This window comes from Brevibacterium atlanticum, assembly GCF_011617245.1.
Taxonomy (GTDB): Bacteria; Actinomycetota; Actinomycetes; order Actinomycetales; family Brevibacteriaceae; genus Brevibacterium; species Brevibacterium atlanticum.
Window position 1 is genome coordinate 3,142,896 of record NZ_CP050152.1, and the last position, 21,669, is coordinate 3,164,564.

Annotated in this window: 17 protein-coding genes; 7 read left to right on the forward strand and 10 right to left on the reverse strand. The window is 65.0% G+C overall.

The window, feature by feature from the left end:
• Positions 1 to 8: 8 nt before the first annotated feature.
• The 9 genes from groES to GUY23_RS14070 all read right to left on the reverse strand — a co-directional run bounded on the left by groES (position 9) and on the right by GUY23_RS14070 (position 10,074).
• Positions 9 to 302, reverse strand: a complete 294-nt coding sequence (gene groES / locus GUY23_RS14030; RefSeq protein WP_166973277.1) for a co-chaperone GroES — start codon at positions 300 to 302, stop codon at positions 9 to 11.
• Positions 303 to 1,082: 780 nt separating this feature from the next.
• Complete coding sequence (locus GUY23_RS14035; RefSeq protein WP_166973279.1) at positions 1,083 to 2,285, reverse strand: resuscitation-promoting factor; 1,203 nt, start codon at positions 2,283 to 2,285, stop codon at positions 1,083 to 1,085.
• Between the two features lie 274 nt (positions 2,286 to 2,559).
• Positions 2,560 to 3,480, reverse strand: coding sequence for a TatD family hydrolase (locus GUY23_RS14040; RefSeq protein ID WP_166973281.1), 921 nt, complete (start codon positions 3,478 to 3,480; stop codon positions 2,560 to 2,562).
• The gene (gene metG, locus GUY23_RS14045) at positions 3,480 to 5,075 is read right to left on the reverse strand and encodes a methionine--tRNA ligase (protein WP_166973283.1); all 1,596 of its coding nucleotides are present in this window, start codon (positions 5,073 to 5,075) and stop codon (positions 3,480 to 3,482) included. Before metG ends, GUY23_RS14040 begins: the two co-directional genes overlap by 1 nt.
• A gap of 534 nt (positions 5,076 to 5,609) precedes the next feature.
• Complete coding sequence (locus GUY23_RS14050; protein WP_166973285.1) at positions 5,610 to 6,692, reverse strand: hypothetical protein; 1,083 nt, start codon at positions 6,690 to 6,692, stop codon at positions 5,610 to 5,612.
• Positions 6,693 to 7,089: 397 nt separating this feature from the next.
• Positions 7,090 to 7,941 (reverse strand): 16S rRNA (cytidine(1402)-2'-O)-methyltransferase, encoded by an 852-nt coding sequence (rsmI, locus tag GUY23_RS14055; protein WP_208085592.1) that lies wholly within the window; start codon positions 7,939 to 7,941, stop codon positions 7,090 to 7,092.
• 125 nt (positions 7,942 to 8,066) lie between these two features.
• Complete coding sequence (locus tag GUY23_RS14060; RefSeq protein WP_166973287.1) at positions 8,067 to 8,501, reverse strand: DUF4190 domain-containing protein; 435 nt, start codon at positions 8,499 to 8,501, stop codon at positions 8,067 to 8,069.
• 145 nt (positions 8,502 to 8,646) lie between these two features.
• Positions 8,647 to 9,138, reverse strand: a complete 492-nt coding sequence (locus tag GUY23_RS14065; protein ID WP_166973289.1) for a DUF4190 domain-containing protein — start codon at positions 9,136 to 9,138, stop codon at positions 8,647 to 8,649.
• Positions 9,139 to 9,363: 225 nt separating this feature from the next.
• Positions 9,364 to 10,074 carry a DUF4190 domain-containing protein gene (locus tag GUY23_RS14070; RefSeq protein ID WP_228282357.1) on the reverse strand — a complete coding sequence of 237 codons (711 nt, stop codon included), beginning with the start codon at positions 10,072 to 10,074 and terminating at the stop codon, positions 9,364 to 9,366.
• Between the two features lie 236 nt (positions 10,075 to 10,310).
• Here GUY23_RS14070 and GUY23_RS14075 point away from each other — a divergent pair, with 236 nt between their 5' ends.
• The 3 genes from GUY23_RS14075 (at position 10,311) to GUY23_RS14085 (ending at position 14,690) form a co-directional block, all read left to right on the forward strand.
• Positions 10,311 to 12,221: a dolichyl-phosphate-mannose--protein mannosyltransferase gene (locus tag GUY23_RS14075; protein WP_166973293.1), complete on the forward strand. Its 1,911-nt coding sequence runs from the start codon at positions 10,311 to 10,313 to the stop codon at positions 12,219 to 12,221.
• 322 nt (positions 12,222 to 12,543) lie between these two features.
• Positions 12,544 to 13,806 carry a cytidylyltransferase domain-containing protein gene (locus GUY23_RS14080; protein ID WP_166976174.1) on the forward strand — a complete coding sequence of 421 codons (1,263 nt, stop codon included), beginning with the start codon at positions 12,544 to 12,546 and terminating at the stop codon, positions 13,804 to 13,806.
• Positions 13,803 to 14,690: an N-acetylneuraminate synthase family protein gene (locus GUY23_RS14085; RefSeq protein WP_166973295.1), complete on the forward strand. Its 888-nt coding sequence runs from the start codon at positions 13,803 to 13,805 to the stop codon at positions 14,688 to 14,690. Before GUY23_RS14080 ends, GUY23_RS14085 begins: the two co-directional genes overlap by 4 nt.
• 152 nt (positions 14,691 to 14,842) lie before the next feature.
• Here GUY23_RS14085 and GUY23_RS14090 read toward each other — a convergent pair whose 3' ends face one another.
• A complete protein-coding gene (locus tag GUY23_RS14090; protein ID WP_166973297.1) occupies positions 14,843 to 16,537 on the reverse strand; it encodes a polysaccharide pyruvyl transferase family protein in 1,695 nt (564 codons plus the stop codon).
• Positions 16,538 to 16,730: 193 nt separating this feature from the next.
• Between GUY23_RS14090 and GUY23_RS14095 the strand changes: the two genes are divergently transcribed.
• The 4 genes from GUY23_RS14095 to GUY23_RS14110 all read left to right on the forward strand — a co-directional run bounded on the left by GUY23_RS14095 (position 16,731) and on the right by GUY23_RS14110 (position 21,618).
• The gene (locus GUY23_RS14095) at positions 16,731 to 17,702 is read left to right on the forward strand and encodes a glycosyltransferase family 2 protein (RefSeq protein WP_166973299.1); all 972 of its coding nucleotides are present in this window, start codon (positions 16,731 to 16,733) and stop codon (positions 17,700 to 17,702) included.
• Positions 17,702 to 19,108, forward strand: a complete 1,407-nt coding sequence (locus GUY23_RS14100) for a polysialyltransferase family glycosyltransferase (protein ID WP_166973301.1) — start codon at positions 17,702 to 17,704, stop codon at positions 19,106 to 19,108. The genes GUY23_RS14095 and GUY23_RS14100 overlap by 1 nt, the downstream gene beginning before the upstream one ends.
• On the forward strand, positions 19,101 to 20,201 hold the full coding sequence (locus tag GUY23_RS14105; protein ID WP_228282362.1) for a hypothetical protein: 1,101 nt from the start codon (positions 19,101 to 19,103) through the stop codon (positions 20,199 to 20,201). Before GUY23_RS14100 ends, GUY23_RS14105 begins: the two co-directional genes overlap by 8 nt.
• A 133-nt stretch (positions 20,202 to 20,334) precedes the next feature.
• Positions 20,335 to 21,618: a DUF6716 putative glycosyltransferase gene (locus tag GUY23_RS14110; protein WP_228282364.1), complete on the forward strand. Its 1,284-nt coding sequence runs from the start codon at positions 20,335 to 20,337 to the stop codon at positions 21,616 to 21,618.
• Positions 21,619 to 21,669: the final 51 nt, after the last annotated feature.

Consider the following 21,669-nt stretch of genomic DNA (forward strand, 5'->3'; position numbering starts at 1 on the left):
CAGGGGATTCAGCCGATGACGGCGAGCACGTCGCGAGCCGAGAGCACGAGGAACTCTTCGCCGGCGTACTTGACTTCGGTTCCTCCGTACTTGGAGTAGATGACCTTGTCGCCGATGGCGACGTCGACCGGCACGCGGTTTCCGTTGTCGGCAACGCGACCCGGGCCCACTGCGACAACTTCGCCTTCCTGAGGCTTTTCCTTGGCGGTTTCGGGAATGACCAGACCACTGGCGGTAGTCTGCTCTGCTTCGACCTGACGGATGACAATCCGATCTTCGAGTGGCTTGATGGAGACCGACATATCGGGCCCTCTCCCTTCGCTGGGTTCATTCTTCATTGAGTCAGACGGCGGCTGCTGCCATGAACCTCTCGTCGTCGCGGGTGCCGAGCGATTCGACCGTCTTATGAAACTGGCACTCGTTGAGTGCTAGTGCTAATTCGACTCTAGAACGCTCTTAGCACTCGGTCAACTTGAGTGCCAACAATTCGTCATGCTCTGGGCGAAAGTTCAGATTGGGTGCCAAAAGAGCGGGTGGGCCGACGCCCGAACGGCAAGGAGGGGCGACGTCTGTTCGTGCGGCGCAGTCAGGCCCCAGCTTGCAAGTTTCGGCGCGGGCCGAACTTCCACTCCCGAGATCCCGGGCACGACCCGGCCTCACCTGCAGAGTTCCGGACGTTTCGCGCGGGATTCGGCACTCGTTTCCCGCACGAATCGTCCGGAACTCGCCGGGCCGGGCCGCATCTCAGGGGGCGCGGCGGTGAATTCCGCAGCTGGGAGCTGCCGGCCCAACACAAGCCTGGGTCAACCAGCCCATGGGCCTGCAGCGGTAAGCAAAGCTGGCAGCGTGAGGTAAAGCTGGCAGCGGCAGACAAGGCCGGGAGTAGTAGGCACAGCCCGGCAACAAGGCAGGCACCTACTTGCCAAAAGAGCGCGGGCCCCGGGATCTCTCCCGGGGCCCGCGCTGTGTCGGCCGCCTCAGCTCAGTTGTCGATATCTGTTGTCAACAGCGGCCGACGGTCTATTGCCCGTCAGGCTGCCAGCCACGGACTGCCAGTCAGCGACTGCGGCTCTGATCTCAGATCAGGCGCAGGACCACTGTCCCCAACCCTCCTGGGCCTGGAGCTTCTTCGCACGCTGGAACTGCTCCTGCGGGCTGGCGTCGGACGGATTGCCGCTGCCCCCCATGGAGTGCCAGGTCTGCGGAAGGAACTGGAACAGACCGAAGTGGGTGCCGTTCGAGGCCTTGGGGTCGAAGTTCGACTCGCATTCGACGACCTGGTACCACTTGGATCCGGGTCCGCCGAGCATCGCCTTGATCTCGGCGGTGCTCATGGAGCCGCCGCTCGAACCGGAGCCGCCGCCGGTGCTCGAGTCACCGGAATCGCCTGAGTCGCCGGAGTCACCCGAGTCGGAGCCGCCGGTGTCGGCCGGGGTCTCCTTCTTCTTGGTTCCCTGGACGACCACCTTGGTCTTGGGCTCGGAGAGGACCTTCTCGTCCTTCTTCTCCTTCTTGACCTCTTCACCGTTGATGGTCTTGACCTTGTAGACGACCTGCTTCTCGCCGTCCTTGCCTTCTGACTCGACCTTGGTCTCACCCTGGTAGAGGGAGTCGGACTTCTTGGTCTCGACCTTGGCCTTGATGGCCTGCTTGTCCTTGACGGTCTTGTTCTCAACGCGGTTGACGGTGAGCACCTGTCCGTCGGAGAGATCGGCGGACATCGGCACGGACAGGAAATCGTCCTTCTTGAGCTTGACGCCCGATTCCTGCAGTGCTTCCTTCGCGGTGCCCACGGCAGCCGAGACCTTGTGGTCCTTGCCGTCGGCGACGACGGTGAGGTCCTTCGACGTGGTCACGTCGATGTCGTTGTCGTCTTCCTTCAGCCGCTGCTTGGCATCGGCGTTGAGGTCGGCGCCCTTCGCGTCGACGCCGAGGTCGGCGAGTGCCTGACCCACGGTGTTCGCGTTGGTCCATTCGCTCGACTTCTTGCCGTCGACCGACAGCGAGACCTTCTTCGCGGTGTTGACCGTGATCGTCATGTCCCGGTCGACCTTCGTGCCGACGCCGGGCTTGACCTGGTCGCGCTTGTCGACGTCGATGTCATGGCTGTCGAGGATGTCACCGACGGTTCCCCCGAAGGTGCGAATCTCCTCGGCCTGACCGTTGACGTCCAAGGTCACAGGCTTGTTCATCGTTACAACAGCGCCCGTACCACCGACGAGTCCGGTGATCACGACCGCCTGAGCAGCGATCTGAACCTTGCGGTTCTTCAGAAAATCAATCACAAAAATATCCCTGAGCAGAGTTTATCGACCTGACCACTGTAACCGATTCGTTACACCGCTGGCAAAATATCACGGAAATGTAACGATGGGAGTTTGCTGAGTGCCCGTCTGACCTGGAATTCCCCCGTGTTTTCGGGGTTTTCAGACCGTGACAATCCCCCGCCGAGGCGGCCCTGCGGTCCGTTACCCTGCTCACAGATCAGGGGGCTGGCTTGGGCAGCGTACGACGCTTCCGAGCATGTCCTCGTCGCCGGGGACGAGATTCGCTCCGGCCTCAGTCCCAGCTGCCGATGGCCCTCTCGGCGTTGGCCCACACGGCTGAGCAGAGTTCGTCTTCGCTCATGTCGCGCACCTCGGCGAGCTTCCGCGCGGTGATCGCGGTGAGGTACGGCCCGCCCGGCTTCCCGCGGTGCGGGTGTGGGGTGAGGAACGGTGCGTCGGTCTCGGTCAGCAGCAGCTCGAGCGGTGCGGCGGCTGCAGCTCGGCGCAGCTCATCGGCGTTCTTGAACGTGAGGTTGCCGGCGAAGGACATGTAATAGCCTTCTGTCGCGCATTCCCTGGCCATCGCTTCGTCGCCGGAGAAGCAGTGGAAGATCGTGACCTCGGGAGCGCCTTCCTCTTTGAGGATGCGCAGCACATCAGCGTGTGCTTCGCGGTCGTGGATCTGCAGGGCGCGTCCGGTGCGCTTGGCGATCTCGATGTGGGCGCGGAAGGAGCGCTGCTGTTCGGCGACTCCCTCTTCTCCCGTGCGGAAGTAGTCGAGGCCGGTCTCCCCCACCACACGCATGCGATCATGCGAGGTCACGAGAGTCTCGATCTCGTCCAGAGCATCGTCGAGCAGACCACGCTCGGCCAGCCGCGGAGCTTCGTTCGGGTGCAGGGCCGCACCACCGAGCATCCACGTCCGGCCGGCCGCATACTGCGATGCCACGAGCTCGGTCGTCCACCGGGCTGCCGGGAGGTCGCAGCCGATCTGGACGATGCGACGGACCCCCGCCTCGGCGGCGGTGTCGTGGAAGAAGTCGAGCGAGGGGAACTCCTCGTCCTCGTTCGGGGTCACCTCGGGTTCGGGCTCACCGGCCCCCAGCGGCAGCCGCACTCCGGTGCAGATGTCGAGGTGGGTGTGGGTGTCGACGACGGGGTGGGCGAGCGGTTCGGGCACCGGTGGATAGGTTCCGGCGGCGCGCGAGGCCATTACTCGGTCTCCTCCACGAACTTCGGGAACACGGGTTCGGGCTTCGGCAGGGGTGTGCCCGGCTCGAGCGGGAACTCGACGGCGGCGAAGGACCGGGGATCCGCCTCGGCGCCGGACCCGGATTCGGTCGCAGTCGGCAGAACCTTCGCTCCGGCCTCACCAGCGCCTGCGGGTACGCCGAGGAGGTCGAGGATCTTGCCGGCGGATTCGGGCATGACGGGCTGGATGAGGATCGAGATGATGCGCACGACCTCGATCGTCACCCACAGCACGGTGGCCATGCGCTCGGGATCGGTCTTCTTCAGCTTCCACGGCTCCTGCGCGGAGAAGTAGCGGTTGGCCTCGGAGAGCACCTTCCAGCAAGCCTCGACGTAGAGGTGGAGGGCCTGGGTGTCGACATGGCGGCGGGCGGTGTCGGGCACGGCCCGGGCGACTGCGAGTAGGGCCTCGTCCGCCTCGGTGAGCTCACCGGGCTGCGGCACCTGGGCGTCGCAGTTCTTCGCGATCATCGACAGGGACCGCTGGGCGAGGTTGCCGTACTCGTTGGCCAGATCCGAGTTCTTCCGGGTGATGATCGAGTCCTTCGTGTAGGACCCGTCCTGGCCGTAGGAGAACTCGCGGAAGAGGAAGAAGCGCAGCGTGTCCAGGCCGAAGGCGTCGACGAGGTCGAGCGGGTCGACGACATTGCCGACGGACTTCGACATCTTCTCTCCGGAGTTGAAGAGGAAGCCGTGGGCGTGGACGCGCTTGGGCAGGTCGATGCCGGCGCTCATGAGGAACGCGGGCCAGTAGACGCTGTGGAAGCGGATGATGTCCTTGCCGATGATGTGAACGTCGGCGGGCCACCACTTGCTCAGACGTTCCTGGTCATCGGGGTAACCGGCGGCGGTGAGGTAGTTCGTCAGAGCGTCGATCCACACGTACATCACGTGCTTCTCGTTGCCGGGCACGGGAACTCCCCAGTCGAAGGTAGTGCGGGAGACTGAGAGGTCCTTGAGGCCGGAGGCGACGAAGGACGCGATCTCGTTGCGGCGGGAATCGGGACCGATGAACTCGGGATGGGTCTTGTACAGCTCGAGCAGCTTGTCCTGGTACTTCGAGAGACGGAAGAAGTAGGACTCCTCTTCCGTCCAGGTCACCTCGGTGCGGGTCTCCTTGGACAGGCGCACGCCGTCGACGACCTCGGTCTCGTCGTCGGTGTAGAAGGCCTCGTCACGGACCGAATACCAACCGGAGTACGTGTCGAGGTAGATGTCGCCAGCCTCTTCGAGCTTGCGCCAGATGGCCTTCGACGCCGCGTAGTGGTCTTCGTCCGTGGTGCGGATGAACCGGTCGAAGGTCGAGCCGAGGGCGAGCTGGGTGTCGCGGAAGTTCTTCGCGTTGTCGTCGGCGAGTTCCTTGGGCGTGATGCCGAGCTTGTTCGCGGCCTGCAGCATCTTCAGCCCGTGCTCATCGGTGCCGGTTGCGAAGAAGACCTCGTGATTGTCCAGTCGCTTGAACCGGGCGATCGTGTCGGCCGCAATGTACTCATAGGCATGCCCGATGTGAATGGCCCCATTGGGGTAGGCAATCGCTGTCGTCAAGTAGTAACCCATAGGTCACTCAGTCTAAGGGACGTGCGGTTGCGGGCGTGCACGGGTCCGCGGTGTGGGGCCGCCGGCGGCGGCTGTGGGAGGGGCCTGTGGGAGGTGGGCGGTACGGGCGGGGGTGTGGAGCCGTTGCCGCGGAACCCACGGCATTCGGCACGGTCTGCGCTGAGCACCCCAGTTCTGGAAGCGGGCCTCTTGCATTCAGCGTACCGATGGTGACTGAACGTCTCCTTTCTGCGCAGAAAGCGCAACTCGCACGGACTCAGCCCGCTGATCCTCGGATTCGGCACACCCTTCTCCGAAAGACTCACCGAAAAACGTGAGTATTTCGGAGAGATGTGTCCCTCGCAAGCAACCATCTCGCCGTTCACCCCAAATCCGCAGTGGTCGGTCGCCTGTTGCAGATCACCCGTTGCCGTCGGCCTGCCTGTCGCTTCACCGATTCCCCGGTCCGCTGTAGCAGCGTCGCACCGCTCCGCCGCAGCGTCGCACGCACTCCACCGCACTACTATTCCGCCGACCCGCAGGCACCAGTCGGGTTCATCGCAGAGTCGGGTTCCTTCTGTACTGAAGAAGTTGCGGAGCTTGACCGAACAGCTTCGTCCCAAAACGCTTCAGGTTGAGCACATCGCTGAAATTCATGTGAACGATTCGGAACCCCATATTCATCAGCTCGTTCTGCTGTCGCCCTTCATGTTTGAGCCTGGCGGCGCCGGCATCGGCATACTTCTGATCGCCGTCGAAGGCCAACACCGTCTTCGTCGGCACGTGCAGAAAGTCGAGCCGCGCCAGGATCGAGCCGTCGAGACCGACGTTCCATTGCTGCGTGAAGTCATGCAGACCCAACTGATGCAGGGCGAACGAAGTACGGCTTTCGGCGTAGTTCTCCGAGAGGGGGCTGATGACTGAAAGGATCGACAGTGCCCGCACCTTGCCGCGGCTGAGACGGTGGGCGGCCGGAACGAAGTCGCGCTCGACGATCTCCCGCCCGATACTGTGCATCCGCCGAGGATCTTTCATTCCGAGCGTGCGGTTTCCCGTCTCTCGTTCGACTTGCGCACGCAGTCCTCCCTCCAGTGCAGCCATACCGTCCGCCGGGCTCAGCTCAGCAATCAGGTCAAGTCCCGTTTTTACGTGTGTGAAGCACCTGAGGCCGTGGACAATGCACAGATCGTCCGCGCTGAATCTGCGCCGTCGGCGGATGATCTCAACGCTTGCCGAGCACGCAGACGGGTGGACAACGGTGATCGGCAGCAGATCCTGGGAGAAGAGCGGCAAGTCGTGGACGAGAGCGGCCGATACTCCGCTGAGAACGTCGTCTGACCTGAAGTGGCGATAGTGCACAATGCTCAGGCGAGCCAGGTGCTCGCGGAAACGGAAGTCGTTGGCTCTGTCCCGCGGCGTTGTCGTTCGAAAATACTCGGTCCAGTCTTCGTCGGTGATCAAGACCGAAGCCGACTGATGCTTTCGTTTCGAGCAGGCACTCACGATCGAATAGTTCCCACGAGTCAGTTTCAGCATGCAGCAATCGACTGCGTCGGCAATGACATCATGAGACATTCCCATCGACCTCAACGTCTGATAGTCGACGACGTTGTACTTATCCAGGTAATCAAGGGTCATGCTCCTGAGAATGCCGATGCGCGGGGAACAATGTCATTGGCCGATCTACGGCCTGTGGATAGCATCTAGCCATCAACAACGCTGAACGCCTGAGTCATTCACCATGTGCACACAAGTCGAACGCTGCTACTCTCCCGCAACCCGCGCAATCCCGCGGCGAGCACGTTTGCACGCCACCTCCGCCACACGCTGCTCCGAAGTACTCACGTTCTTCGGTGAGTACCTCGGAGAAAGGTGTGCCGAACTTTTCAACAGACTTTGAGTCGAAGTGGACCCTGAGTGCACCGCACGCTCACGCGCCTGGGATCCGCCCGCGAGAGCGTCACGCGCGGCTCATTCTCGGTGAAGAGGGCGTCACTCGCAGCTCACCCACAGCCAGCCACACGCCCAGCGGGCCTCACTCGCGGTGGAGCCAGGCCTCGTAGACGTCTCGTTTCGACAGTCCGAAACTCTTCGCCACCTGTCCGGCGGCTTCCTTCGCCCGCATGCCGGAATCGACCAGAGCGCTGACCTCGCCGAGGTGGTCCTCCGGTGCCGTCTCGACCTCGGTGGCGCCGGCGAGCACCAGGGTGAGTTCCCCACGCAAGCCGTCTGCGGCGAGTTCCCGCAGGGATCCGACGGTCCCACGCAGGGTCTCCTCGTAGGTCTTCGTGAGTTCGCGGCTGATACTCATGGGCCGGTCGTCGCCGATGACCTCGGCGAAGTCGTCCATTGCGTCGACGATGCGGTGGGGGCTTTCGAAGAAGACCATCGTCCGCTTCTCGGCCTTGAGTTCCTCGAGCAGTGACTTTCTCTGCCCGGACTTCCGAGGCAGGAACCCTTCGAAGCTGAAGCGGTCACTCGGCAGCCCGGAGACCGCCAAGGCCATGAGCACCGCGGACGGGCCAGGGGTCGACGAGATGGCCAGCCCCGCCTCGGCGCAGGCCTTGACCACGCGATAACCGGGATCGGAGACGGCGGGCATTCCCGCGTCGGAGAGCAGAACCACGGTCTCACCTGCGGCGATGAGGTCGACGAGTTCGGGCGCGCGATGCCCCTCGTTGTGGTCGAAGACGCTGATGACGCGGTTCGTGTGGGTGAGGTTCAGCCGTTGAGCCAGGGAGAGGAACCGGCGCGTGTCCTCGGCGGCGATGACATCGGCGGTTTCGATGGCCTGCCTCATCCGCGGACTCGCATCGCCGAGGTTGCCGATCGGAGTCCCGACGAGGATGAGTCGACCGCCTGTGAGGTCGGGTCGGTGTTCGCTCAGGTCGGCGCAGGGCTCGCCGAGGTCGGATTCGTGCTCGGCAGTGTCACGACCGGGCTCGGAGGTATCGGAGTCGCCGGCGAGAGGCTCAGAAATACCGGGCTCCTGCGTCACGAATGGTTCTGAACTCAACTGGCCGAGCCTGCGCCGACCATCGCCACACCGAAGATGAGGACGAAGACTCCGACGTAGAGAACCCAGAAGAGGATCCACAGAGCGGTGCCGATATAACCGACCCACAGTGCCGCGAGCGCCATGCCGTCGCCGCGTTCTCCGCGTTCCCGGATCTGTCTGCGGGCGATGTGGCCCATGATGATTCCGGCGATCCCCGCGATGAAGAACGACGAGATGAACCCGAAGATCGAGACGCACATACCGACGATGGCCAGCACATTGTTCGGCGGCAGCGGCTGGTAGACGTAGCCGGGACCGCCGGCGTACTGCGTGTTGGCAGCGTAGGCCGCGTTGGAGCCGTAGGACTGTGCCCCGTAACCTCCGCCCGCGTTCGACTGAGGCTGCTGGTAGTACATGTCCGGATTGTTCCAGTTGTTCTGGCTGCTCATGGTGAGGTCTCCTTGTGTGTGCCTTCAACGGTACAGAGTCGTCGAATCCGGCAAAAGGTGGGGCGGTTACAGGTCTGTCACAGTTGTGGTGCGGTCAGGGGCAGTCGGGAGAGCACAGCGGCCCGGTCCTCGTCGCCAGGATTCGTCAGCTGACTGTTCCGCCTTCTGCTGCGATGCCGACTCCGATCATCACGGCGACGATACCGAAGTAGACGAGCCAGAAGCCGATCCAGAACAGCACGCTGAGGTAGCCCAACCACAGGCCGGCCACTGCCATTCCGTTTCCCTGCTCACCGCGCTTCTTGATCTGCGAGCGGGCGACATGGCCGAAGATGATTCCGACGATGCCGAAGAAGAAGGCGGAAGAGACGAACGAGATGAGCGTGAGCACCAGCGAGACGATCGCCGCGGAATTCGTCGGAGCCACCTGCTGGTAGATGACGACCGGGGCCGCGTTGCCGTAGGTGACAGGTGTGTGCACCGGGGCCGGGTTGCCGTAGGTGGCGGGCATGTGCACAGGGGCCGGAACCACGGTAGCGCCAGCCGGCACCGAGGCGGCCGACACTGATCCGTTCGCTGCCGACGAACGGTTCGATCCGGTGTAGGTGCTGCCGATGGGCAGTTGGCGCGTATCCATGTCAGTCGCTCTCCGATAGCTCTAGCCGGTCTCAGGGAACCGAGTTCGCAGTTCCCGTTGTCTGCCACCAACGCTATCGATGTGCGGCGCGACCGAACTCCGAATCGTGTTGCAGTCCTGCACCACGGATGCCAAGGCCGGAATCTTCCGCGCCGAGGCGGGTCATCACGTGTCCCACCACACCCCGTTGCCATGCGTGGCGAGTGCCGGATCAGTCAAAGACGCTCAGTGACCGCCCATCATGGCCAGGAAACCGATCCCGAAGATGCCGATTACGATGAGGATGCTCAGCAGTCCGAGACCGATGCTGACGTATCCGATGATCAGACCTGCGATGGCCTGTCCGCGTCCCTCCTCACCGGTGCGCTTGATCTGGCTCAGCCCGACGTGTCCGAAGATGATGGCGAGCACGGGTGCGATCCAGAGGAACATCGCGATGAAGCTGAATAGGTAGCCGATGAACGGGACGAGCGAGAGCACACCGCAGACGAACCCGCCGCCGACGCCGCCGATGCCCATCCACATCGACCACACAGCCATCTTGTTCGCCACAGGCCGGACGATCATCGGCTGCGCACCGTAGGTCATCGGCTGACTGTAGGAACCTTGCTGACTGTAGGCACTCTGCTGAGCGTAAGCGTCAGGCTGACTGTAGGCCCCTGACTGCCCGTACGAACCCTGATGGCCGTACCACCCGGAAGCACCCGGCTGGCTGTAGCCGCCCTGTCCGTAGCCTCCGCCCTGCCCATACGGCTGATTCTGCCCGAAAGGCTGACTCTGCCCATACTGCTGACCTTGCGAGTACGGCTGGCCCTGCCCATTCGCCTGACCCTGTGAATACTGTCCCGAACCGTTCTGGGGCTGGGACCCGTAGTTGTTGAATTGCTGCGAGCCGACCTGAGGCGGGTTCGGTCGGTAATCGGGGTTGTGAGACACGTGCTTCACCGTTCTGGCTCGGACTCTGGCTGTCTTCGACTACCCTAGTCGTCCGCGCCGGCGAATGCTCGCCGAGACCACAGTCCGTGCCGAACCTCATCCCCCACACCCCCTCCGAGTCCAGTTTCCGCGAGCGCTTCCCGCCGACGCCCACCCCGCACGCACCCCACATGCCACTACCTTCCCTGCGGGTCGTATGAGAGTCCGATCGCGCCCGCTCTCTAAACTGGATGACGATGACACACACCGCAGACTCTCCGACCGCCACGCGGCGCGTCGCCCCCACCCGGCGCATCGCCCGCGAACGCCTGGCGAGGCGACGCGAGAAGGTGCGCGCCGGAGCCGCTGCCATGCGGAGGCAGACCTTCCACGCCGGCATGTGGGCCACCCGCGCGCCACTGTGGATGTGGCCGGCCCTGCTCATCATCACCGGCATCGGCGCAGCCCTGCGCCTGTACCGCCTCGACTTCCCCCACCGTCTGATCTTCGACGAGACCTACTACGTCAAGGACGGGTACTCGGTCTTCACCTTCGGCTACGAACGCTCCTGGCCCGAGAACGCCGACGACTCCTTCAACGCCGGCGATCCCAGCGTCATCGAGCCCGACCCCGAATACGTCGTCCACCCGCCGCTGGGCAAATGGCTCATCGGCATCGGCATCCACCTCTTCGGCGCCGACGATTCCTTCGGCTGGCGCTTCTCCGTGGCGATCATCGGCACCCTGACGATCTTCCTCCTCGGCGTCATCGCCTGGAAGCTCTTCCGCTCGGCGTTCTTCGCCTGCGTCGCCGCCGGGCTGCTCGCCGTCGACGGTGAGCACTTCGTCCACTCCCGCACGAGCCTGCTCGACATCGTCCTCATGGCCTTCGTGCTCCTCGCCTTCTTCTTCATCGTGCTCGATCGCGAACAGGTGACCAAGCGCCTCGCCCGTTGGACGGCTTCGCCTGCGGCGTCCCCGCACAGCGATGCTCAGCGAACCGACCCCACACGCACCGACTCCCATCCCACCGATTCCCACCGCACCGATTCCACCCTCGCCGAGGCGGCCCACCCCGAGACCCGCACCCGACGCAGGCGTCGGGCCAAGTCCGGGGACATGGTGAATTTCGGGCCCCGCCTCGGCGTGCGTCCCTGGGTGATCGCCGCGGGGATCAGCATCGGCCTGGCCATGGGTGTGAAGTGGTCGGGCCTCTATGCGGCCGCCGTGTTCGGGATCCTCCTGGTCGCCTGGGACGTGCATTCGCGGTACAAGGCCGGAGTCGTGCATCCGTGGCTGGGCACACTGCTTCGCGATGCCGTCCCGTCGTTCCTCAAACTCGTGCCGGTCGCCTTCGTCACCTATCTGGTGTGCTGGACCGGCTGGATCCGGTCCGACAATGCGTGGGATCGGCACTGGGCGGCCGAGAACTTCGGCTGGTGGCAGTCGCTGCCGGACTGGCTGCAGTGGCTGCCGTCGCTGGCGCACTATCACTACACGGCGTATTCGTTCCACGTCGGCCTCGATTCCGAACACCCGTACATGTCGAATCCGTGGGGCTGGATCGTGCAATGGCGGCCGACGTCGTTCTACTACGAGTCCTACGACCACGGCTCGATGGGGTGCATGGCGGAGAAATGCTCCTCGGCGATCACCTCGGTGGGCAACCCGGTGATCTGGGGACTCGCGCCCTTCGCGGTGCTCATCTGCCTGGTCGTGTGGATCATCCGTCGAGACGTCCGCCCGGCCGTCATCCTCGCCGGACTCGCCGCGACCTGGCTGCCGTGGTTCGCCTACCAGGAGCGGACGATCTTCACGTTCTACACGATCGTCATGGTCCCCTTCGTGGTGCTCGCCGTGACCTATTGCCTCACCCTGCTGTGGGGCCGAGCGCCGGCCGGCAGGGCCCCCGCCGGCCTCAGATCCGGCACGGAGGTCGAGTCCGGCACCGCCGCGAAGTCCGGCGCCGGCATGGGGACAAGCACCGGCTCAGCGACCAAGCGGCTCTTCGCCCGCGTCTCGGTCGGACTGCTGTCCCGCCGGATGGCCGTCGGACTCGTCCTGGCCGCTTCCGTCCTTGCGTTCGCCTACTTCTGGCCGATCTACACCGGCGAAGTCATCCCCTTCTCCGCCTGGAACAACCGAATGTGGAACATCACCTGGCGGTGACGGGTCCGCAGCTCGAGGTCTCGCCACCTCGGCGAGCATCCCGCCTTTCAGCACGACCGACCTCAACCTGCCCTGTGCGCAAACGACATGCGTTCGCCATCGAAGGGTCGTCTCGGAGACATGGCGTGTTCACCTTGAGGTAACACCGCGTCGTTAGCGTCGAATCATTGTGAATGACCTTTCGACGACCCCTGAACCGAATGCCCCCGAGCCGACGCCGGGAGCAGGCACCACCGCGGCCGCTGACCCAGCGGCAGAAAGCACCAGCACCACCCGCACGTCCCCCACTGCGCCGACCCCCGCACCATCCCGGACCGTGGCCATCATCCCGGCGCGCGGCGGTTCCAAGGGGATCCCGCTGAAGAACCTGCAGAAGGTCGCGGGCGTCTCCCTCCTCGCCCGCGCCGTCCGTGCCGCTCAGGCCAGCCCGAGCATCGACCGCGTGATCGTCTCGACCGACCACGACGGCATCGCCGCCGAAGCCCAGCGCGCCGGTGCTGAGGTCTCCCGCCGCCCCGCTGCCATCGCCGGGGACACCGCGACCAGCGAATCCGCACTCATCCACACCCTGTCGACCCTCGATGACGACTTCGACATCACGGTGTTCATGCAGTGCACCTCCCCCTTCATCGACTCCGCCTCAATAGAGAATGCGGTGCGCACCGTCCGCGACGATGACGCCGACGTCGTGTTCTCCGCCGTCGAGGACCACTCCTTCCTGTGGCGCCTCGATGACGACGACACCGCCGTGGCCGTCGGTCATGAGGCCAGCTATCGCCCCCGCCGCCAGGACCGCGCCCAGCACTTCAACGAGACCGGCGCGTTCTACGTCATGCGCACCGCCGGCCTCATCGAGCACGAGCACCGCTTCTTCGGTCGCATCGGCATCGAAGAGGTCCCGCCCGAGCACGCCCGCGAGATCGACGACATGTCCGACCTCTCCCTCGTCCGCGCCATCGCCTCCACGCAGGAGACCGCACAGGTCATCGACGTCGACGCGTTGGTCACCGACTTCGACGGCGTCCACACCGACGACGGCGCCTACGTCGACGAGGAGGGCAATGAGCAGGTCCGCATCCACCGCGGCGACGGCATGGGCGTCTCCCGCCTCGTCAAGGCCGGCGTACCCGTGATGATCCTGTCGAAGGAACGCAACCCGGTCGTCACCCGCCGCGCGGAGAAGCTGCACGTCGACGTCGCCCAGGGCATCGACAACAAGGCCCACATCCTCAGCGCGTGGATGGAGACGAACGGCCTCGACCCGGCCCGCGTCGCCTACGTCGGCAACGACATCAACGACCTCGAGGCCTTCGACGTCGTCGGCTGGCCCATCGCGGTCGCCGACGCCCACCCCAAGGTCATCGCCGCTGCCCGCGTGGTCCTCGACCGCCCCGGCGGCAGGGGTGCCGTCCGCGAGGTCTGCGACCTCATCCCGATCCCCGCCGAGGCGGCCGGGCACCTCCCCGGACCGACCCTGACCTCCGTATCCGCCACCTTCACCGACCGTCAACCGTCAACCGGGCAGCAGCCGCTGCTCACCACCCACGCAGCCACACCGCGTGCCAATCGAAAGCAGGTTTCATGACTGATCAACTCGCCCCCGTGGCCATCGGCAATCAGCTCGTCGGCCCGAATCAGCCCGTGTACATGATCGGTGAGATCGGCATCAACCACAACGGAGACGTCGAGATCGCCAAGCAGCTCATGGATGTCGCCGTCACCGCCGGCGCGAACGCCGTGAAGTTCCAGAAGCGCAACCCCGAGGTCGCCGTCCCCGAACACCAGAAGTCGAAGATCCGCTCGACCCCGTGGGGCGAGATGACCTACATCGACTACAAGCACCGCGTCGAGTTCGGCATCGACGAGTACACCGAGATCGACCGCTACGCCAAGGAGGTCGGACTGCAGTGGTTCGCCTCCCCATGGGACACCGACTCGGTGGACTTCCTCGAGACCGAGTTCGATGCGCTCACGTACAAGGTGGCCTCGGCCTCGCTGACGGACTTCGAGCTGCTGCGCGCGATCGCCGCGACCGGCAAGCCCGTGCTCTGCTCCTCGGGCATGTCCGACTGGGCCACCCTGGATCGGGCCGTCGAGGTCTTCGACCGTGACAAGCTTGTGCTCATGCACGCCACTTCGACCTACCCGCTGCCGCCCGAAGAGGTCAACCTCAAGGCTATCCCGGCCATGCGTGAGCGCTACGGCGTGCCCGTGGGCTACTCCGGTCACGAACTCGGACTCGAGATCTCCTTCGCCGCCGCGGCACTGGGTGCTGTGACCATCGAGCGCCACATCACACTGGACTCCTCGATGTGGGGTTCGGACCAGTCCGCGTCGATGGAACCGCGCGAGTTCGCCTCGCTCGTCAAGGGCGTCCGCGTCCTCGAGACCGCATTCGGCGACGGCGAGAAGCGCATCATGCCGGGTGAGGAATCGAAGATCGATTCGCTGCGCAAGGTCACCGTCTGATCCGCAGCTGACACCGGGCACGTGCCCGGAACAGCCCGGTGCATCGGCGCCATCACCTCACCGAGGTGGTGGCGCCGATGCGCATTCTGGCGCCGAGGCTGATAGACGGGTTCCCGAGCCCACCGAGGTGGCCGGTCAGTCGCCCGTCGTCGTCAGCGGCGACGTTTCAGACGGCGGATCCTCCACCGGATTCCGTGCCGGAGCTTGGTGACGAGCACCCTCGCCTCCTCACCGGCAGTGCGATCGCGAACGGCGTCGAGCGCCCGGGAAGACTGTGTCACTTCAGCTCGCAGCTGCGCGATCCGCGTGTCGAATGCGGCGATTCGCCCATGCTGGTGCTCGACCTCGGCGAGCGCTTCGTCGCGTTCACCTTCGACAGTGCGCAGCTTCTCCTGGAATCTGATCTGAGCTTCTTCGAGGGCGCGTGCGTGTTCGCGCCGTGCCTGGTCGAGATCCCGATCGGCCCGTTTCAGCGCACGCGTCTGCAGGGCGGCGACCTCGTCGGATTCGGCGATGGCGGCGACGTGGAAGGCTTCGGCACGGATGTCCTCCGCGGTGCGGAGCGGACTTCTGTGACTCTGCGACGGACCGGGGCTCAGCGAATCGTGGATCGCGGCGAGGTTCTCTGCGGTGATCGCGGCGAACCGTGCTCGAGAATCGGCAAGATCGGCCTGCAGTTCCGGGCCGGACGCGTACGCGTCTTCGAGAGCAGCGACCATTCGTTCGGCCAGTGCCGCGGCCGTGTGGGCACGTGACCCAGCGGAATGGGCTGCGTGGGTACGTGACCCAGCGGAATCGGCGGGCCGCGTCGGATCGTCGCTCCCGGCCGCCTCGGCGGGATCGACTGCTCCTCCCGGCTCTCCGCCTCTCAGCCCCTCAGGTTCGACCGGCACCACCAGCTCCGGGTGACCGATATCGGCGGCGAAGTACCGCAGCTTCGCATGCAGATCCACAGAGACGGGGATCGCCCCGACCCCGAAGGGAATCATCTGCGCATGCCCGCGGCCACCGAGCACATACGGCACGGAGGTGAAGAGTTCGAGGCCGGAGAAGAAGTCGACGTCATGGCCGTACAGGCGCACCTCCTCGACCTCGGGCACCTCGGTGATGAGGCGATGGGAGACCTCCGCGTCATCGGGGTGGAACGGCGTGCTCACCACCGTCCACCCCGTGCTCACGAGGATCCGGGCGGCGCGCACGGTCGCCTCGTGGATGGTCTCGGCATCGTAGCCGGCGGCGATCTGACGAGCATGGACGAGCATCTGGATGGCCACGGTCTTCTGCCTCGGGTCCGGTCGGCTGCCCGCCAGCGGGGCGTAGAGGTGATCGAGGATCGTCGTCGGGCACGGTTGGAAGATGATGCGATCCTGCTCCCCCAACAGTGCACTCATCGTCGTCATGCTGCCGGTGTTGCGCAGGCCGAAGAACACCGACTGGTCGAGCACCTGCCCGACATGAGTGCGCATGAGCTCGTCGAAGTCCGGCTGGCCGGGGAACCGATTGTCTCCGAGGGCGTAGACGATGAGCGGAACGTCGAGAGCGGCGAGCGCTTCGGGAGAGATCTTCCACTGCCACCCGGAGAGACGGTTCGGATTCGTGTCCTGGAGGAACAGCCCTCCTCCGCCGATGACGACGGCGTCCGCGGTGGCATTGATCCGGGCCACGGCCGCCTCGTCGACCTCGCGCCGCAGAGCGGCCGACGAGGCGAAGGTGAAGTTCGGTGTCCCGTCCGCCTCAGCTGTGCCGCCGAGCACGCGGAAAGCATCCCTGACCACAGGGAACAGCGCCTTGTCGCCGAAATTGCCCCAGGTCGGAATGTCGAAGTGGAAGAGTCGCATACTCGGCATCGACCAAGACTAGGAGCCCCCGAAGAATTCGAGGTGAATAGCAATCCCGGTTGCTGTACACCTTTTCGACACCTTCTGTTCGCATCTGAAACCTACCATCGTTCGGACGTGCACAGCACCAGCCCCGGGCGGCCGCCCGGACACCACGGACACGGCAGCGTCGACTGCCACGACCGTCTCGCGAAAGGACCCAATGCCAGCTCCAGTCGTCAGCGTCATCATCGCAGCGAAGAACGCGGAAGACACCATCGGCGGCAGCCTCAGAGGCCTCGTCAATCAGGGGTTCGGCAAGGATGAGCTCGAAGTCATCGTCGTCGATGACGGTTCGGACGACGACACCGCCGAAGTGGTCACCGAGTTCAGCGATCGGCTCAACCTCGTCGAGATCCGCAACGCGCAATCACGCGGCGTCTCCACGGCTCGCAACACCGCGCTCAAGGCCTCGACCGGACGGACGATCACCTACCTCGACGCCGACGACTGGTACGCCCCCGGACACTTACGCTCCCTCACCGATGCGATCACCGGTCTGGGCGTCGACTTCGTCAAGACGAACTACCTCATCGTCAACGGCTTCAACCGGAAGCTGCGGCGGGCGCCCTGCGCACAGCACAACACGGCGCTCAATCCGCGCGACCACATCCTGCCCCACGACGCCTCGACGATGGTCGACTTCCCGGAATGCTGGACCGGCATCTACTCGCGCGCGATGGCCGATCGCGGACTCCTCGACTTCGATCCGACCCTGCGCACCTGCGAGGATCGCCCCTGGACGTGGCGCCACCATCTCGAGTCCGACTCCTTCGCCGTGGTCGACACCGCCGGCCTGTGTTATCGCAAGGGCAGCACCACCTCGTTGACGGCGATCTTCGACGAACGTCAGCTCGACTTCATTCCCGCCTTCCGTTCGGTCTTCGCGATGCTCGAGACCGATCCGAGTCTCCGCCGCTTCGAACAGAAGGCCGTGCGCAACTTCCTCTCCATCCTCTACTTCCAGATCGTCAACCGTGGCTCATCGATGTCGCGGACCGTGCGCGAGCAGCTCAACCTCGGCGCCGTCAACACGCTGAAGAACATCGGCAACGACGTCATCGACCTCGCGCTGACGAACTACGGCGAACGCCGACTGCCCGTGATCGAACCGATCGTCAGGAGGGCCCGCTGATGACGCAGATCATCGAGATCTCGACCCAGTACCAGCTCGCGAACCTCTCCGCTCTCATCCGTTCCGGCCGCCTCGGTGATCGGGATGAGCGTCGCATCCTCGTGGTGGCGAACAATTCCTTCGCTCCGGAGCTGACCCCGGCTGCCGATGCCATGCCCGGCTCGGCGGGGCTGCTCGACGACTTCGATAGGGTCGTGGACTGGAACGCCACGATCTGGCCGAACCATCCGAAGGACTTCGGCATCTCCGGCGAACGCGCCCCGATCATGGAGCGCGCCCTGCGCCGAGAGTGGGACATCGATGATCACGAGCCGCTCGCACTCATCGTCGAATCCCTCCCCGGTCATCCCGCCGGGGCGCTCACGCAGATCTTCGCCACGGCTGACATCAGCGTCCATTCAGACGGTCTGATGAGCTACGGACCGATCCGCAACCCTCTGACCCTGCCCCAGTGGCAGCGACTGTCGACGATCTTCTACACGGACCTGCTGCCCGGCATCACCCCACGTCAACTCGCCGAGCACGCACCCGAACGGGTGGTGCTTCCGACCGCGGACCTCGCCGCGGTCATCGATGAGATGACCGCCGAGGTGGCCGACGAACTGAGAGCTGCCCACCTCGATGCGCCGATCGACGGCAGTGCGCTCGTCCTCGGGCAGTACCTCGCGCAGCTCGACCTCATCACGGCCGAGGAGGAGCTCGACCTGCACCTGCAGATGATCGATGAGGTCAAGGACGCAGGACTGTCCACGGTGATCTTCAAACCTCACCCCACGTCGGCGCGGACGACGATCGGACCGCTGCGCCGCCGCAGTGAGGAGCTCGGCCTCGACTTCGTCCTCGCCGAGGTTCCGCTGCTGGCCGAGATCGTCGTCTCCGCCACCCGTCCCGAACTCGTCGTCTCATGCTTCTCGACGGGACTGGCGACTGCGAAGGGACTCTACGGGTGTGAGACCGCAGCCATCGGCACCGCGGAACTGCTGGACGCGCTCGCGCCCTACCAGAACAGCAACCGCATCCCGCTGACCATCATCGACGCTCTCCACTCGGGCCGGTATGTGCTGCCGGGTGACCTCGCCGAGGTGGGGGCCGGGTCCGGCGCGACACGTGACCTCAATCCGCTCATCGATGCCGTCACCTACTGCATGCAGTCGACTTCGGCAGCCTATCTGCGGCAGAACGCGATCGACTTCCTTCACGGGGCGGTCGGCGGACCGGATATGAGGTACTTCAAGCGCAAACGGCTGACCAAGCTCGACCTGCCCGGTCAGCAGGACATTCCTCGGCACAGGAAGACCCTCAGTGCTGCGAAACAGCGCCTGGTCTCCCAGGCGAAACGCACCCAATACGTGTTGAAGGACTACGGCATCACCGTCGATGCATCGAAGCTGAGGAAGAATGGCTGAACTGCTGATGGCTGAGAAGACGTCGAACCCGAAGAAGATCAAGAAGTCGGCGCAGTCGACCGTGCCGGCCGCGGGGAAGGACCGCGACTCCGCGGGGAAGAAGAGCACGCGGCTGCTCTCGGTCGCCTTCGTCGAATCCCCGCTGCAGTTCCTCTCCGCGCTCGAATCCCACGAGCCGAACGAGGACCTGCTCATCAGGGCCAGGGCGAGCGCGAAGGGCATGGCCTCGTTCCTCGACGCCTTCGATCCCGCCTGGCTGCCGAAGAATGTGCGTCTCGAACGCGACGGCGCGAAGCCGGGAGTGCTGCGGAAGTCGGCCTTCGACCGGATCTACCTCGGAGATGCCTGCTCGGGCCAGGTGCACAAGGCCCTGGCATTGGCGTATCTGGAGCGCCGCATGCCCGAGGTCGTCATCCTCGACGACGGCCTGGCCACCTATTCGACGATCGAGATCCTCAGCGCCAAGCGCGGCCCCCTGGTGCGTCCCAGGCAGAAGCTCAAGGCCTCCCGCGCGGTGATGGCCGCCCACGTGGCCGATCGGCTGCGCGGTCTGGCGACAGTGGGCAAGCTGCGCTGGCACACCGCCCTTCCGGTGGCCAAACCGCTGCGCAAGGCGTTCCTCAAGGCCGGCGGCGAGATCACCCGCCACGGGTTCGAACACCTCCAGACGCTGCCCACCGGCGGCAGCCACCCACGTGACAATCCGGTCATCGGCTCGTCTCTGGCCGCCGACGGACTCATCGACGCCATCGCGTACCGGGCCTGGGTCGATGACATCATCGACGCCCACGGCTCGATCACCTACTATCCGCACCGTCGTGAGACCGAGGCCTTCCTCACCGACCTCGCCCGCGATGACCGGGTGCGGATCAAGAACCTCGGACTGCCCATCGAGCTGCGCCTGATCAACCTGCCCCCGCAGTCGACGATCCGCAGTCTGCCCTCGACTGCGGCGGTGTCCCTGGCCGTGCTCAACCCCGATGTCGACATCCAGGTCACCGAGATCCCGGCGAAGTGGTGGACCGGGGCCTCGCCGGATAGTCTGCGAAAGACCCTCAACTCCCAATCGGTCAAGGCAGATGACGATTCCTGATCCCACCGACCCACACGCCAGCGGACCCCTGCTGCCGCCGTCGCTGTCTGCCGCGCCGCCGCAGCCGTCGCATATTTCGCAGCGCACACGCGCGGACGACCCCCTTTCCCCCTCGGCCTTCGCGGACGGTCCCATGCGACCGCCGCGCCGATCGGCCGGTCTCGACCCCATCCGCATCCTCTCGGTCTCCGACAGCGAGTCCTACCTCAAATGGGCGACCCAGCTTCTGTCCGGCCTGCCGGATGTCGAGGGCCGCGTGTTCCTCATCGACAACCCGATCCTGCCGACCGCCGAGCAGATCGCCAATGCCGTCGCCGGGACCGCGTGGCAACACCGCGAGATCCCCGTCATCGCTCGCTCCGACCTCGCTCAGGTCATCGCTGACCACTCCCCCGACATCATCCTCGGTGCCGCGACCGGACCCATCGTCGCGCAGGTCTTCCTCACCGCGCACAATCGTGCCGACCGGCCGGCTCTGGTCTCGGGTCTGCCCGGCATGGGCCTGCCGGCCAGCGGCAAGGGCATGAATTATCGCCGGCTGATGGATGCGTTCATCGCGCATTCCTTCGCCGAGGTGACCGCCTACACCGAGGCCAGCGCCGAAGCTCAGGTGCCGTGTGAGGTCCTGTTGGGGCGCCTGCCGATGCTCCGTACGGAGGGCATCCCGCAGCTGACGACATCCACCATCACCGAGGCGGCCCCTCCGACGTCCGGTCCCGCATCGTCCCGTGCCCCGCACGCCGCCTCGTCTGCGGTTCCGCGTACCCTCGTGTTCGCCCCGCAGGCCAAGGTCCCAGCCGAGCGTGCCGAGCGCGAAGCGATCATTGCGGCACTCGCCGAGTTCGCCGACCGGAATCCGGAGTCGACGGCCGTGGTCAAGATGCGCTCGCGTCCCGGCGAGTTCGAGACCCATCACGAGCAGCATTCCTACTTCGCGATCCTCGCCGACTTCCGGACCCGCAGAGTTCCCGGTGCCGATCGCATCGAGCTGGGATACGGTCCGCTCAGCGAGTTCCTGAGCCCGGGATCGGCGTTGGTCACCGTGTCATCGACAGCGGCACTCGAGTCCATCGACCGCGGTGTGCCGACTCTGCTCGTCTCCGACTTCGGTTTCAGCGCCGAGCTGCTCAATGACGTCTTCGCCGATTCCGGTGCCACCGGAACACTGGCCGAGGTGGCCGCCGGGGACATCGGGTTTCCTGAGCCTGAGTGGCTGGCTGAGAACTACTTCCACCCTGACGACGGGCAGCTGCGTCGCAGTCTCGGACTCTTGGCCACTCGCGCTCGGGCCGCTCAGCTGCCGAATCGGCGGTCGGCCTCACTCAAACAGAAGCGTCTGCTCCTGCGCGCGGAGCTGCGCACCGTCACCCCGGCACCGATCATCAGCGCCTACCGCAAGCTCCGCTACGCCCGCTGACGCGATTGTCTCGAACCGAACGCCGAGACAACGGTTGAGCGCCGAAACCAC